At 69.9% G+C, this 13,978-nt stretch carries 14 protein-coding genes; 6 read left to right on the top strand and 8 right to left on the bottom strand.

The features are described from left to right. Positions 1-8 precede the first annotated feature (8 nt). Positions 9-563 carry a sugar O-acetyltransferase gene (locus tag ACIP6N_RS21075; RefSeq protein WP_401817522.1) on the bottom strand — a complete coding sequence of 185 codons (555 nt, stop codon included), beginning with the start codon at positions 561-563 and terminating at the stop codon, positions 9-11. A gap of 144 nt (positions 564-707) precedes the next feature. Here ACIP6N_RS21075 and ACIP6N_RS21070 point away from each other — a divergent pair, with 144 nt between their 5' ends. After that, the gene (locus ACIP6N_RS21070) at positions 708-1,904 is read left to right on the top strand and encodes a DUF2786 domain-containing protein (RefSeq protein WP_401817521.1); all 1,197 of its coding nucleotides are present in this window, start codon (positions 708-710) and stop codon (positions 1,902-1,904) included. Between the two features lie 141 nt (positions 1,905-2,045). On the opposite strand, the gene ACIP6N_RS21065 is transcribed toward ACIP6N_RS21070, so the two are convergent. After that, positions 2,046-2,564, bottom strand: coding sequence for a hypothetical protein (locus tag ACIP6N_RS21065; protein ID WP_401817519.1), 519 nt, complete (start codon positions 2,562-2,564; stop codon positions 2,046-2,048). Between the two features lie 252 nt (positions 2,565-2,816). On the opposite strand from ACIP6N_RS21065, the gene ACIP6N_RS21060 reads away from it, so the two are divergent. Continuing rightward, positions 2,817-3,059, top strand: coding sequence for a DUF397 domain-containing protein (locus ACIP6N_RS21060; protein WP_401817518.1), 243 nt, complete (start codon positions 2,817-2,819; stop codon positions 3,057-3,059). 180 nt (positions 3,060-3,239) lie between these two features. Here the strand turns inward: ACIP6N_RS21060 and ACIP6N_RS21055 are convergent, their stop codons facing one another. After that, positions 3,240-3,728: an ATP-binding protein gene (locus ACIP6N_RS21055; protein WP_401817517.1), complete on the bottom strand. Its 489-nt coding sequence runs from the start codon at positions 3,726-3,728 to the stop codon at positions 3,240-3,242. A 354-nt stretch (positions 3,729-4,082) separates the two neighbouring features. On the opposite strand from ACIP6N_RS21055, the gene ACIP6N_RS21050 reads away from it, so the two are divergent. From ACIP6N_RS21050 to ACIP6N_RS21040, 3 genes are all read left to right on the top strand, one after another. Then, the gene (locus ACIP6N_RS21050; RefSeq protein WP_401817515.1) at positions 4,083-4,952 is read left to right on the top strand and encodes a helix-turn-helix domain-containing protein; all 870 of its coding nucleotides are present in this window, start codon (positions 4,083-4,085) and stop codon (positions 4,950-4,952) included. 55 nt (positions 4,953-5,007) lie between these two features. Further along, positions 5,008-6,564, top strand: a complete 1,557-nt coding sequence (locus ACIP6N_RS21045) for an aldehyde dehydrogenase family protein (protein ID WP_401817513.1) — start codon at positions 5,008-5,010, stop codon at positions 6,562-6,564. 120 nt (positions 6,565-6,684) lie between these two features. Further along, positions 6,685-7,233, top strand: coding sequence for a DinB family protein (locus tag ACIP6N_RS21040; RefSeq protein WP_401817511.1), 549 nt, complete (start codon positions 6,685-6,687; stop codon positions 7,231-7,233). A 135-nt stretch (positions 7,234-7,368) separates the two neighbouring features. On the opposite strand, the gene ACIP6N_RS21035 is transcribed toward ACIP6N_RS21040, so the two are convergent. The 4 genes from ACIP6N_RS21035 to ACIP6N_RS21020 form a co-directional block, all read right to left on the bottom strand. Next, the gene (locus ACIP6N_RS21035) at positions 7,369-7,566 is read right to left on the bottom strand and encodes a hypothetical protein (RefSeq protein ID WP_401817509.1); all 198 of its coding nucleotides are present in this window, start codon (positions 7,564-7,566) and stop codon (positions 7,369-7,371) included. A 328-nt stretch (positions 7,567-7,894) separates the two neighbouring features. Then, a complete protein-coding gene (locus tag ACIP6N_RS21030) occupies positions 7,895-9,331 on the bottom strand; it encodes a glutamate decarboxylase (protein WP_401817508.1) in 1,437 nt (478 codons plus the stop codon). 115 nt (positions 9,332-9,446) lie between these two features. Beyond that, on the bottom strand, positions 9,447-9,623 hold the full coding sequence (locus ACIP6N_RS21025; RefSeq protein WP_401817506.1) for a hypothetical protein: 177 nt from the start codon (positions 9,621-9,623) through the stop codon (positions 9,447-9,449). A gap of 76 nt (positions 9,624-9,699) precedes the next feature. Further along, positions 9,700-11,013 (bottom strand): ion channel protein, encoded by a 1,314-nt coding sequence (locus ACIP6N_RS21020; protein WP_401817504.1) that lies wholly within the window; start codon positions 11,011-11,013, stop codon positions 9,700-9,702. Positions 11,014-11,236: 223 nt separating this feature from the next. On the opposite strand from ACIP6N_RS21020, the gene ACIP6N_RS21015 reads away from it, so the two are divergent. Continuing rightward, the gene (locus tag ACIP6N_RS21015; RefSeq protein ID WP_401817503.1) at positions 11,237-11,971 is read left to right on the top strand and encodes a DedA family protein; all 735 of its coding nucleotides are present in this window, start codon (positions 11,237-11,239) and stop codon (positions 11,969-11,971) included. A gap of 94 nt (positions 11,972-12,065) precedes the next feature. Here the strand turns inward: ACIP6N_RS21015 and ACIP6N_RS21010 are convergent, their stop codons facing one another. Then, positions 12,066-13,736 (bottom strand): threonine/serine exporter family protein, encoded by a 1,671-nt coding sequence (locus ACIP6N_RS21010; protein WP_401817501.1) that lies wholly within the window; start codon positions 13,734-13,736, stop codon positions 12,066-12,068. Positions 13,737-13,978: the final 242 nt, after the last annotated feature.

Raw genomic sequence — 13,978 nt, 5'->3', positions numbered from 1 at the left:
GAAAGGATCTAGAGGTGCCGGATGACCCGGGCCGGGTTTCCGACCGCGAGAACGCCGGCCGGGAGGTCCTTCGTGACGACGGATCCGGCGCCGACCACGGTGTTCTCGCCGATCGTCACCCCCGGGCAGACGATCACTCCGCCACCCAGCCAGACGTTGTCGCCGATGGTCACCGGCTCGGCCTTCTCCCAGCCGGCCCGGCGGCGCTCGGTGTCGAGTTCATGGGTGGGCGTCAGGAGCTGGACGTTCGGACCGATCTGCGCGGCGGCGCCGATGGTGATCGGCGCCGAGTCCAGGAACACCGCGTTGAAGTTGATGAACGTGCCGTCGCCGATGGTGATGTGGCTGCCGTAGTCGCAGAAGAACGGCGGCCGGACATGGACGCCCTTGCCCACGGAACCGAGCAGTTCCGTCAGGATCTTGGCGCGCTCGGCGTGCGAGGTGCCGTCGTTCGCGTTGTACGCCGCGCAGAGCGCGAAACGGCGCTGGTTGTCGGCGTCCAGCTCGGCGTCGTCCGGGAGGTACCACTTGCCGGCCAGCAGGCGTCGCTTGTTCTCACCCATTGATGCCCTCTCATCCCTTTTCGTCGTCGTCGCGCCAACATATATCCACAGCCTGTGGACAGTGCGGCGTTTTCCGGCCCACTGTTTTCCGACCCCGGCGGCGACCTGGGATCATCGGTGTATGAGCGACACCGAGGCAGTGGCATGAGCGGCGAGACCACCGTTGACCGGGCCATAGCCGCCGCGCTCGCCATGGGCGCCGGCACCGGCAAAGGCGCGAAGCGCGACAGCGGCCAGGGCCTCGACACGGGCGCCTCGCTGCTCGCCGCCGACCCCGCGGCCGACCCCGAACTGCGCGCGCGGGGCGAGCGGTACGTCCGCCTTGCCTGGGAGCGTGGCTGGCAGCCCGCCGACGTCGTACGGCTCGTCAGGCGCGACCTCGAAGAGGCGCACGTACGGCTCCTCGCCGAGCTGATCAGCGCCGAGGCACGGTCGTACGAACGGCTCGCTCCGCGCTGGGCCGCGCAGCTGGCCGAGCTTGCCGAGCCGGGTCAGGAGCCGGCGCCGTACCGCGCCGACCGCTTCTCGTACGCCACCGCCGTCCTGGAGCTGTACCGACTGCTCGCCAGGCTGCCCGCGATCGAGCCCGTGGGGCCGGTGCCGGGCACTCCCGTGCACCAGCCGGCCGCCGAGGGCGAGCCGCGCATGCTCACCCGGATCCGCGCGCTGCTCGCGAAGGCGGAGGCGACCGGCTATCCGCAGGAGGCGGAGGCGCTGACCGCCAAGGCGCAGGAACTGATGGCGCGGCACAGCATCGACGAGGCCCTGCTCGCCGACCGCACCCACCGCGGCGACGTGCCGGGCGCCTGCCGGATCGGGGTGGACGCGCCCTACGAGACGGCGAAGGCGATCCTGCTCGACGCCGTGGCCTCCGCGAACCGCTGCCGCGCCGTGCGGAACAGCGCGTACGGCTTCTCCACGGTCGTCGGATTCGAACCCGACCTGGAGGTGGTCGAACTGCTGCACACCTCACTGCTGGTGCAGGGCACTGCGGCGATGACTCGTGCGGAGGCGGCGCAGCGCGCGGCGGGCCGTAAGCGGACGAAGACGTTCCGGCAGTCCTTCCTGATGGCGTACGCGCACCGCCTCGGCGAACGCCTGGCGGCGGCGACCGACCAGGTCACGGCGGAGTCAGCCGGCTCCGCCGACGGCGGTGGCGGCCTGCTGCCGGTGCTCGCGGCGCGGGAGGTGGCGGTGGCGGACCGTACGGACCGGATGTTCCCGGAGACGGTGGCGACGCGGGTGCGCGGCGCGACCGACGCCGAGGGCTGGACGCACGGCACTTCGGCGGCGGACAACGCTCACGTGCCGGGCGCCAGGCCGCCGATCGACCGCCGCTGAGGCGCGGGTGCCGCCGGTCCGGCCGCGGTTGAACCGGGCGTTGCGGAGCCGACCGCGGTTGAGCTGACCGCAGTTGGTCCGGGCGCTGTTGAACCGGAGGGCGGCCGGTCGTCGGGGCGCCGGTCGTCGGGGCGCCGGTCGTCAGGGTGACGGGAAGTTCGTCGGCAGTCCGCCGGGCAGCTTGGCGGGATCGGCCTTCTTCAGGGTGTCCTTCTTGGCGCCCCACGAGAGCACGAGCGTCTTGCCGTCGTTGGACTCGATGGCGCCCATGGCGCGGTCGGTGTTGCCGTCCGAGCAGGTCAGGACGAGCATCGGCTCACCCATGTCCTGTACGGAGCCCGAGCAGACATGCTGGTCGGCGATGAGCACGGCCTTGCCCTCCAGGACGGAGAGCGCGACGGTTCCGCCGTCGGTCAGTCCCTTCCATGCGCCTTCGATACGTTTGGCCTCCGCGGTCTCGGAAACCGGGCCGGAACCGGAAGCCGGGGCGCCGGCGCTCGGGGTCGCGTCCGCCGCCGTACCCGGACTCGTATCGGCGGCGGCGCTGCTGCCGGCCTTGTCCGCGCCGTCGTTGCCGCTGTCGCCTCCGCCACATCCCGTGAGTGCGAGCGCGGCTGCCAGACCAGCCGCGGCCACGCTTGCCTTTACCGGCTTTCGCACGTCATGTCCCCCTCATTCCGATGTCCGACAGACCGCGCCAAGCTACCAGGATGATTACCCGTTCATGGCTGAAAAATGGTGGAGCCGAATCGTCGGGATATGCGTCCTTCTTCAAGGACGGGCTGGCACGGGGGGCCTGTAATCATAAGAACACCCCGCGTGCACGTGCATCTGCTCATGCAGTAGCACGAAAAAACACAGCTATGATCCGAGTCAGTTGAGACCTGCACTTTGCCTCTCGGGGAGCTACCTGTGCACCACGTTTACAACGGCATGGCGGCTGCGGAGCTTCACGATGCCGTCTGGCAGAAGAGCAGGCACAGCAACTCCCAGGGGTCCTGCGTGGAGTTCGCCAAGCTGCCCGGCGGAGAGGTGGCGGTACGCAACTCACGCCACCCCGACGGTCCCGCGCTCGTTTACACGCCGGCCGAGATAGAGGCCATGCTGCTGGGCGTCAAAGATGGCGAGTTCGACCATCTGGCGACCGTCCGCTGAACGCACTTCGACATGCTGCGACACGCTCCGGACGCGATTCCGCAGGAAGTGGCCGTCGCAATCCGGTCATCGCGGGAGCGGTCGTCGCTGAGGCCGGAACTGACCGATGCCGGAACTGACCGAGGCCGGAACTCACCGGGGCCGGAACTCACCGCGGCCGGATCTCGCTGAATTCGGAACTCAGTGAAGCCGGAACAGCGCCCAGACCACCTTCCCGTGCAGTGAACCCGCCAGTGGGTGCCAGCCCCAGGTGTCGCTGTAGGACTCCACCAGCAGCAGGCCGCGCCCCGACTCCGCCGCGCACGTCTCGTCCGGCTGCCGCGTCTCGGGGCTCGCGTAACTGGGATCACGTACCGCGCACACCAGCCGGCCCGCCCACCACATCAAGTGCAGCCGTACCGGAGGGCTGGGGCGCTCGCGCGGGGTGTCGGCGGGCAGCGCGTGCCGCAGGGCGTTGGTGACGAGTTCGGAGACGACCAGTGAGACATCGTCGAAACACTCTCCGAGTTTCCACTGGTCGAGTGTCGTGCGGGTGAACTTCCGTGCCCCGCGCACCGCTTCGTAGCGGGCGGGCAGAGCGCACGATGCCGAACTGGAGGCAGCCGCGGGATCTATCGGTGGAAGCCCCTGCCTCAACGGCTCGAGCATGGTCGATCCATTCATCCCCATGCGAGGCACTCCCGGGATTCGCGGCCGTAGCGATACTGCGGTGGTTCAGAGCCACGTCACGTCACATCACGTCACATCACGTCACATCACGAACGAGCACGCAGGTGCGCGAGGGCTATGGTTCCGAATGCGCAGGGCAGATGCAAGGGCAGATGCACGTGCACGTGCCGGAATTAACCCTGAAGATACCGCTTCTTAAGCATTTATCCCTACCGCAACTTTCGCTCAATTCCTAAAGCCTTGTTATTTCCGTAATCGAACGAGTACGCGCTGAAGCGTTTTGGTGGCACAATCCGGCAGTCGGGGTTCGGGGGTGCTCCGTGTATGAGTCATGCGATGGGGAGGGTTGGAGACGTGACCGCAACCGAATCGGGCGGTTCCGTGGTGCGGCGCATCTTGCTGGGCTCACAGCTGCGGCGGCTGCGAGAGTCGCGCGGCATCACGCGCGAGGCCGCCGGATACTCGATCCGGGCGTCCGAGTCCAAGATCAGCCGTATGGAGTTGGGACGGGTGAGCTTCAAGTCCAGGGATGTCGAGGATCTGCTGACGCTGTACGGCGTGGTGGAAGAGGGTGAGCGCGACGCCCTCCTCGGACTCGCGCGTGAGGCCAATGTCGCTGGCTGGTGGCACAGTTACAGTGATGTGCTGCCCGGCTGGTTCCCCACCTACATCGGCCTCGAAGGCGCTGCCTCGCTGATCCGTATCTACGAAGTGCAGTTCGTGCACGGTCTGTTGCAGACCGAGGCGTACGCCCATGCCGTGGTCACCCGCGGCATGCGCGACCCCGACAAGCACTGCGCCGAGATCGAGCGAAGAGTCGCCCTGCGGCTCGAACGGCAGAAGGTTCTCGTCTCCGAGCGTGCGCCGCGCTTCCATGCGGTGCTCGACGAGGCCGCGTTGCGCCGGCCGTACGGCGACCGGGCCGTGATGCAGGGGCAGTTGAGGCACCTTCTCGACGTCTCCGAGGCGCCGAACGTCACGCTCCAGGTGATGCCCTTCGGCTACGGCGGCCACTCCGGTGAGGCGGGCGCGTTCGCGATGCTGAGCTTCCCCGAATCGGACCTCTCCGACATCGTCTACATGGAGCAGCTGACCAGCGCGCTCTACGTGGACAAACGCGAGGAGGTCGCCCAGTACGAACGCGTCATGAAGTGGCTGCACCAGGAGAGCGCGGGGCCGGAAGAGAGCCGGGATCTCCTGCGCGGGATCCTTCAAGCCCTTTGATAAATCAGTACGATGACGTGATCTCAGGAGCTTGTACCTGACAGTGAGGGATCGCATGTCCTACTTCACCGAGCTGGGCCACCAGTACATCGACGGCGAGTGGCGAACCGGCAGCGGATCGTGGGACATCATCGATTTCAACCCGTACAACGGCGAGAAGCTCGCCTCCATCACCGTCGCCACGACCGCTGAGGTCGACGAGGCGTACCGGGCGGCGGAGCGGGCGCAGCCCGGCTGGGCAGCGGCAGCACCCGCCACGCGCGCAGGGGTTTTCGGCCGCGCGGTCGCCCTGATCGAGGAGCGCGAGGACGACCTCGTCCTGGCGATCGCCGAGGAGTTGGGCGGCACGCGCTCGAAGGCGCTGCTGGAAATCAGTTCGGCGCAGGAGCAGTTGAGGCGGGCGGCGCTGCTCGCGGAGCTTCCCGACGGCCAGTTGGCGCCTCCCGTGTCGACGGTCTCTGCCGAGGGGTCCGGTTCCGGGGTCAGGGCGACCGGTGGCAACGAGACCGGGTTCATGGAGACCGGTGCCAAGGCGGCCGGTGGCAAGGAGAACCGCGTCTACCGGCAGCCGGTCGGTGTCGTCGGCGTCATCAACCCGTGCAGCTTCCCCTTCGCGATGGCCATCATGTCGGCGGCGCCCGCGCTCGCGCTCGGCAACGCCGTGGTGATCAAGCCCAATCAGAACTCCCCGCTCACCGGCGGCGGACTCGTCGCCAGGCTCTTCGAGGACGCGGGGCTGCCGCCCGGCCTGCTCAACATCGTCGTGACGGACATCGCGGAGATCGGCGACGCGCTGATCGAGCACCCGGTCCCCCGGGTGATCTCGTTCGCCGGTTCCGGCCGGGTGGGCCGCCACATCGGTACGGTCGCGGCACGCCATCTCAAGCGGACCGTCATGCAGTTGAGCGGCAACAGCACGTTCCTCGTCCTCGCCGACGTGGACGAGGCGGGGCTCGACCACGCCGTCGAGTCGGCGGTGGCCAGCCGCTTCGTCCACCAGGGGCAGATCTGCACGGCCGCCGGCCGGATCCTGGTGGACCGCGCTGTGGAGAGGGAGTTCACCGAACGGTTCGTGGCGAAGGTCGCGGCGCTGAAGACCGGCGATCCGCGCGAACCCGACACCCGGATCGGCCCCCTCATCAACAGTGCGCAGGCGGACGCCGTGGCGGCGGTCGTGGCGCAGGCGCTCGCCGAGGGCGCGACCGCGCTCGTGCGGGGCCGTACGCTCGGCAATCTCGTGGAGCCCACCGTACTGACCGGCCTGCCCGAGGACTCCGCGGTGCTGCGGCAGGAGATCTTCGGCCCGGTGGCGCTGCTGGTGCCGTTCGACGGCGACGACGAGGGCGTACGGCTGGCCAATGACAGCCCGCACGGAGGACCGAGCGCGGCCGTGCACACGGCCGATGTGGAGCGGGGCATACGCGTCGCCAGGCGCGTGGGCGCCGGCATCGTCCACATCAACGACTCCACTGTGCGGCCGGAACCGCTGGCGATCTTCGGTGCCGGGAAGAGGTCGGGGCTCGGCAGGCTCGACGGCGAGGACGTCGTCGAGGTCTTCACGACCCAGAAGTGGATATCCGTCCAGCACGGCCGCACGGCGTTCGCGCTCTGACTCGCTCCCGCCGCCCGCGCTCACTCGCTCCGACTCGTTCCGACTCGCTCTGAAATCGGCCGCCGGAGTGCGTAGCGTCGTACGGGTCGAGAAAAGCCGGCGGACGAGAGGCGGCACCCCATGGTCACGCACGCGCACACGGACGGCCCCGGAGACGAACGCGCCCTGCTCCTGTCCTCCCTCGAGGCCGAACGCGCCGGAATCCGCCGTACGCTCCTCGGGCTGACGGACGCGCAGGCCGCGACCACCCCCACCGCGAGCAGACTGTCCCTCTCCGGGCTGCTGAAGCACGCGGCGGAGGTCGAGCAGAACTGGCTCGCCAGGGCCCGGCAGGTACCGCCGGAGAGGCCACGGACGGAAGAGAACTGGGGCGAGAGCTTCCGGCTGGTCGGCGACGAGACGGTCGCGGGACAGCTCGCGTACTGGCGGAAGGTCGCGGACGCGACGGAGACGTTCATCCGCGGACTCGCGAGCCTGGACGAGACCTTCCCGCTGCCGGACGATCCGTGGCTGCCGCCGGACGACCGGGTGTCGATGCGCTGGCTGCTGCTGCGGCTGATCACGGAGATGTCGCGGCACGCGGGCCACGCCGACATCATCCGCGAGACGATCGACGGGAAGACGGCGTACGAGCTGGCGGCGCTGGAGCGGGCGGGCGGCCGGGGCTGACCGCGCGCGGCCGGGACTGACGGCCGGCGGCCGGGAACGGCCCACTCCGGCCGGGGGCGCGCTTCGCCGGACAGAACACCTGGCGCCCGGCGCGGGCCTTGGCCCCTGCCGAAGATCGGTCGAGCCGGTAGCGCGTCAGCCGCCGAAGGTCGCCAGGAGGAAGACGGGGTGGAGCACGCCGAGGCCGCCCGTGGCCAGGCCGACGGTGCACTGGCCACGGTTGAGCGGTTTCGACAGACCGAGAACCGCGAAGGTGACGGCGAGACTGCCACACAGCAGGGGAAGCGCGATACCGATGCAGCCGGCGAGCACCGCGCTGATCAGAGCGATCACGCCGAGAGCTGATGACACGACCCCGTAGAGGGACGCGGGACCGTCTGCCTGTTCGCGGCCTCCCGCGGGCGCTCCGAACGTGATGGAAAACTGAAGACGGGAGAAAGCGTGAAACGTCGTCCCGCAGTGGGTCCGCACCCGTTCAGGTCAGCGGCCCGGCCGGGAGATCGGGCACAGCAGGCGAGGGCGCGGACAGCGTGGCGGCTTCCTCGCGGCACCACGTGCACCGGCTGTCCTCGATCGCGTGGCCGGTCAGGGTGATCCGGCACCCGCACTCGCCGCAGGAACCGCGCGGCGGATGCTCCGGCTCACCGGGAATGACCGCTGGTCAGTGGTGAAAGGCGGTCGCCGCGGACCTGTCCCGGTCCAGCGGGTGTTGCTGGCGGCGGAGTTCGGGCAGCAGCTGTTCCAGGTCCGACACCAGCAGTTCGGCGAGATCGGCGGAGAACCCGTTCCGGCAGACGATCCGCAGCACGGACAGATCCTGCCGGTTGGCCGGGAAGGCGTACGCGGGCACCAGCCACCCCTGCTCGCGCAGCCGACGTGACACGTCGAAGACGTCGAAGTTCGTCACGTCGGGAGCGGTGGTGAAGGCGAACACGGGCAGCTGGTCGCCCCGGGTGATCAGCCGGAAGTCGCCCAACGCCCCGATCCGCTCCGAGAGTCTGCACGCGATGTCGCGTGCCGTCTGCTGGACGGCCCGGTAGCCCTCCCTGCCGAGCCGCAGCAGTGTGTAGTACTGGGCGACGACCTGAGCGCCGGGACGGGAGAAGTTCAGCGCGAAGGTGGGCATGTCGCCGCCCAGGTAGTTGACGCGGAACACCAACTCCTCGGGGAGTTCGGCGGGCGTACGCCACAGTGCCCAGCCCACACCGGGGTAGACGAGGCCGTATTTGTGCCCCGAGGTGTTGATCGAGGAGACACGCGGCAGCCGGAAGTCCCAGACGAGGTCCTTGTCGAGGAACGGCGCGACCATGGCCCCGGAGGCCCCGTCGACATGGACGGGCACATCGAGGCCCGTACGCTCCTGGAGGTCGTCCAGCGCCGCGCACAGCTCGGCGACGGGCTCGTAGGAACCGTCGAAGGTGGACCCCAGGATGGCCACCACTCCGATGGTGTTCTCGTCGCAGAGATCGGCGGCGGCCTGCGGGTCGATGTGGAAGCGGTCGCCCTCCATGGGCACCTGCCGCATCTCGACCTCCCAGAACGCGCAGAACTTGTCCCAGCAGACCTGCACATTGATACCCATGACGAGATTCGGCCGCGCGGTCGCCGGGTAGCGGCCGGCGTTGCGTTTGGCCCACCGGCGCTTGAGCGCCATCCCCGCGAGCATGCACGCCTCGCTGGACCCGGTGGTCGAGCAGCCGATGGTGGCCGACGGATCGGGCGCGTTCCACAGATCGGCGAGCATCACCACACAGCGCCGCTCCAGCTCGGCGGTACGGGGGTACTCGTCCTTGTCGATCACGTTCTTGTCCTGGCACTCCGCCATCAGCACCGCGGCCTGGGGCTCCATCCAGGTGGTGACGAACGTGGCGAGGTTGAGCCGGGAGTTGCCGTCGAGCATCAGCTCGTCATGGACCAGCTGATACGCGGTGGCGGGCGGGATCGGCCCGTCGGGAAGCCGGTGCGTGGGCGGCGCTGAGGTCATGCCGCTGACCGGATCGGCCTCTCCGTAGAACGGATTGAGCGACAGCCTGCTCAGCTCGGCGCCGGACTTCCCCGAGACCTTCGCGGACTCGTCCCTGCCTCGGTGGAGCGGCATCGGCGGATCTCCTCACGACGAACCCGTCCCCCTCCGCGAGAATACGAAGAATCCCGGCCCCCCGCCCGCCGGCGGCTCGGCCCCCGCCCGCCGGCGGTCTCCGGCCCGGCGCCGTTCAGACCTCGATCAGAGCGCGCAGACCGAGGTCGACGGGGAAGGGCACGCCGGTGACGAGCTTGTCGGTGTGGGTCGGCTGTTCGGGACTCGGGGCGTAGACACCGGTCTCGTGGTGGCGCCAGAACTCATGCACGACGGGGACGTCCAGTTCTCGCCCGTGGCAAGCGGGTGCCACTCGCTGTGCGCCTCTGCGGCCATGACTGCTCCCATGGGGAAGACCGTGGGGTGTGCCTGCACGCCGGGCGGCCGCGTCAGCGCAGAGCGGTGCCGTTCGGGCGGAGTTGCATCAGGGGGCGGCCCGTGACCAGGAGCCAGGCCGGGAGCGTGGCCACGCAGAGCAGCGGCAGTACGTTCGGGTCGGCGGCCAGGACCGCCGCCGTGAACAGGCTGAGCCAGCCCTGCCGGGTGACGGCGAGCAGGACGCCGAGCGCGCCGCACACCACCGCGAGCGTTGCCGGGACCGCCGGGACCAGCGCGTGGGCGCACAGGCCGAGGGAGACGCCCGCGAAGAGGGCGGGGAAGATCCGGCCGCCCCGGAAACCGCAGGCGGTGGCGATCGTCAGCGCGGCCAGTTTCACCACGGACATCAGCGCGAAGGAGCCGGCCGACCAGTCGCCGGGATGGGCCGCCAGGGTCTTGACCTCGTCCAGGCCCTTGAAGAGCGTCTGACGGCCGCCGAGCGCCCCCAGCAGGCCGAGCACGAGTCCGCCGGCGGTGAGGGCCAGGACGGGGTGGCGCAGGCGGGTGAAGGCGGTGTGGGCGAACGGGAGCGCGTAGACGGCAGCCATGCCCAGCGCGGCGGCGACCGGCGCGATCACCAGCGCGGCCAGGAGATCGCTCCAGGTGGTGCCCGGGTACGCCGGCAGGTCGAGGTCGAAGGCCGGGTGGTCGATCAGGACCCTGGTCAGGCCACCCGCCCCCGCCGCGACCAGCGGGCCGAACAGCTTGTCCCAGAGCGATCCCGGCCCGGGACGCCCGGCGAAGGTCTCGGTCAGGATCAGCGCGGCCGCCACGGGCGTACCGAACAGTGCTCCGATCGTGCCCGCCGCCGCGAGCGGGATCCACAGCGCCTCCGGCGCGGCGGGAGCGGCCTTGCGGCCCAGCCAGTAGGTGAGCGCGATGTTGGCCGCGGTGATCGGGTTCTCCGGGCCGAGGCTGACGCCGCCGGCCAGGGCGAGCGTGGTGACCACCAGCAGCCCGGGCAGCACGCCGGGGCTCATCGGCCGGTCGACGAGCCCGGTGGTGGCGGGATCGGGGCCCGCGTGCCCGTACACCTGGCGGACGACGAGCCCCGCCGCGAGCCCCGTGGCGGTGAGCATCACGATCATCCAGAGCGAGGAGTACGCGCCGATCCCGAGCGCGTGGGGCAGCGTTCCCCAGAGCACGTCCTGCAGCATCCTCGCGAGCGCGCTCACGCCCAGCAGGAGCAGGGCGGCGGCCACGCCGACCACCAGCGAGGGGATGACCAGCGGCAGCAGTGTGCGGGCGGAGGGAGCGGGCGCGGCCGACGGGGCGGGCTCGGGGGACGACGAGGCAGTGGGGGACGACGGGGCATCGGGGGACACGCGCTCACCGTAAGGTGCGAAAGGGAACAAAAGGCCCAGGCTTCGCGGTGCGTACGGATCCGGCCGGGCCGAGGTGTTCCGCTCATTGATGGTCACCGCTGTCCCACGCACCGTGTTCGAAGCGGGCGGAACGCGGGGGGCGAGGCAGGCGTTGATAACTTTAGGCGGCCGATAACGCCGAATTGACGATCGACCGACCATCGACACAGGAGTCCGAAACCCCGTGACCACCCTTGCGCTCGGACCCAATTGGCTGGACCCGGACTATCTGATCTCGACCTTCGGACTGATCGGCGTCCTGGTCGTCGTCTTCGCCGAGTCCGGCCTCCTGATCGGCTTCTTCCTGCCGGGCGACTCCCTGCTGTTCACCACCGGCCTGCTCGTCACCGCCGGCACCCTCGACAAGCCGCTCTGGCTGGTCTGCGTCCTGGTCGCGCTCGCGGCGATCGCCGGTGACCAGGTCGGCTACCTCTTCGGCCGGAAGGTCGGACCCTCGCTGTTCAAGCGGCCCGACTCGAAGCTCTTCAAGCAGGAGAACGTCGAGAAGGCGCACGAGTTCTTCGAGAAGTACGGCCCCAAGTCCCTGGTGCTGGCCCGCTTCGTGCCCGTCGTCCGTACGTTCACGCCGATCATCGCCGGCGTCAGCAGGATGAACTACCGCTCGTTCATCACCTTCAACATCATCGGCGGCACGCTCTGGGGCGTGGGAGTCACCCTGCTGGGCGCCGGGCTCGGCAAGATCGACTTCGTCAACCAGCACATCGAGCTGATCCTCGTCGCCATCGTGCTGGTCTCGGTCGTGCCGATCGCGATCGAGTACCTGCGCGCGCGTTCCAAGGCCAAGAAGGAAGCCGGGAAGCAGGGCGTCGGCACGTACGCGACGGAGACCCCGGGCACCCAGGCGGGCCCCGGCGACCCGGGCAGCGCAGGCCCTCGCGGACGCCACGCCAAGCGCTGACCGCCTGAGCCGGCAGGGGTGCGGGAGCCGTGCCCGTACCGGGACGGAGCGAAGCCGGGAGCCGTGCCCGTACCGGACGGAGCGAAGCCGGAAGCTAGAAGCCGCGCGTCCGCTTGGCCGCGCGGCGGCTTGATGCGCGGCCCGCTCCCGGCACCTTGAGGAACAGCCGGGAGATCTCGCCACCGAGGTTCACGCCGATCGCGATCGCCAGGGCCAGCGCCACCGCCTTGGAGAGCGAGGCGAGCCCCTTGTCCAGCTCGTTCTGCGCGATGCCGAGCAGACCGAAGTACGTCGCGGAACCCGGCAGCAGCGGTCCGATCGCGGCCGTGACGTACGGCAGCGCGGACGCGAACTGGTAGCGCGAGAACAACTGTCCGAACAGGCCGACAAGACCGGCGGCGACGGCCGTCGAGGCCACCGGTGAGATGTCGCCGGTGTCGTGCATCGCCCCGTAGACGATCCAGGCCACCCCGCCGTTCAGGGACACCATCAGCACCGTGGACCGGTCCTGCTGGAGCAGGACCGCGAAGGCCAGGCTCAGCGTCACCGACACGAGGATCTGGAGCGCCGGGCGTTCGTGGGTCAGCACCGCCGCGTCCGGAGTCAGCTGTACGTGGAGCTGGACCCCCAGGTACAGCACTATCAACACCCCGATGACGATCGCGATGAAGAAGTACATGACCTCGAGCAGCCGGGCCGCCGCGGTGATGTAGTAGCCCGTGAGGCCGTCCTGCACGCCCGCCACCAGCGCACGCCCCGGCAGCAGCGCGAAGAGACCACCGGTGATCACCGCGGAGGGCCGGCCGGTCCAGTCCAGGACCGGACCCAGCTCCGTCAGGGCCACGCCCATCCCGGCGGCCGGCATCGCGGCCACCACGAACTGGTAGAACTCCGGCAGCCCGCGACCCGCGGCCAGCCACGCCAGACGGTCACCGAGCATCGCGCCGATCGCGGCGGCCACGAACACCACCAGATCACCGCCGACGAGGATGGAGGCGGACCCCGCGAGGAGTCCGCTCGCCGCCGTCAGCACCCAGCCGGGATACGGGTGACGGTTACGGCGGATCTCCGCGAGGCGCCGGTACGCCTCCTCCAGCGTGACGTCCGTGTCCTCCGTCGTGATGTCGTCGACGAGGGTGAAGACGGCCGCCAGCCGGGTGTAGTCGGTGCCACGGCGGCGTACGGTCCGACTGGCCGTCACCGGGTCCTCCACCAGCGACGGCTGATAGGAGATCGACAGCAGGGTGAAGGTGACGGTCGGCTCGCAGCGGTCGAGTCCGTACGCCCGGCTCACGCCGAACATCGCGGCCTCGACGTCCTCCGCGCCCTCACCGCCCGCCAGCAGCAGTTCGCCGATACGCAGTGTCAGGTCCAGCACGCGCGGCACCGCGGGCCCCGCGTCGTCGTGCCGCTGCACCGGCTCCGGCACGGGACGGTCACCGACCGGCATCCGCAGCAGGGTCCGCATCCGGTCCTGCCAGGGCGCCTCCTTGGTCAGCCTGACCAGCGGAAATCCGGGCGGGGACGCGGGCGGCGACTGCCGCGTGCCGTACATGGCGGGTACCGAGTTGGGCAGGTCGAAGGCGGACCCTTCGGGCCCGTCCGGCGGATCCGTGCTCAGCCCCTCGGGGAGCGCGAACTCCGAAGTCGGCTGGTCGTCCTCGGGAACCGGCGGCTGCTCGACCCCGAACGGCGGAGTGAACGCGCTGTGTGCCTCGTCCGACTGAGGCTTACGGTCCTCGGGCCCGTCCGGCTCGGCCACCACTTCACTCCTCGATCCTTGTCCCGACCCGCGTCTGCCCAGTATGTGCGGGGCCATGGGTGGTCACATGCGAATGGGCGGCCCACCACTCGAGGGTGTGCCGCCCATCCGTGTCGTACGGGGTTGTGCGGGTCATGCGGGGTGGAAAAAGGTCAAGCCGGGTGGTGCGGGGGGCAAGCGCGGTGGCACGGGGTCAAGCGGGCTCAGGCCCTGTTCCCCGGGCCCGAGCGGAAGCGGTCGCGCAC

Source organism: Streptomyces sp. NPDC088725, from assembly GCF_044751305.1.
Classification (GTDB): Bacteria; Actinomycetota; Actinomycetes; order Streptomycetales; family Streptomycetaceae; genus Streptomyces.
The sequence above is the reverse complement of the archived record's forward strand: the minus strand, read 5'-3'. Positions and strand labels throughout refer to the sequence as shown.

Bases quoted from the DNA above. Each gene is read 5' to 3' on its own strand.
- ACIP6N_RS21030 (WP_401817508.1), bottom strand. From the start codon at position 9,331: ATGCCGCTCCACCGAGGCAGGGACGAGTCCGCGAAGGTCTCGGGGAAG.
- ACIP6N_RS21070 (WP_401817521.1), top strand. From the start codon at position 708: ATGAGCGGCGAGACCACCGTTGACCGGGCCATAGCCGCCGCGCTCGCC.
- ACIP6N_RS21055 (WP_401817517.1), bottom strand. From the start codon at position 3,728: ATGGGGATGAATGGATCGACCATGCTCGAGCCGTTGAGGCAGGGGCTT.
- ACIP6N_RS21045 (WP_401817513.1), top strand. From the start codon at position 5,008: ATGTCCTACTTCACCGAGCTGGGCCACCAGTACATCGACGGCGAGTGG.
- ACIP6N_RS21075 (WP_401817522.1), bottom strand. From the start codon at position 563: ATGGGTGAGAACAAGCGACGCCTGCTGGCCGGCAAGTGGTACCTCCCG.
- ACIP6N_RS21040 (WP_401817511.1), top strand. From the start codon at position 6,685: ATGGTCACGCACGCGCACACGGACGGCCCCGGAGACGAACGCGCCCTG.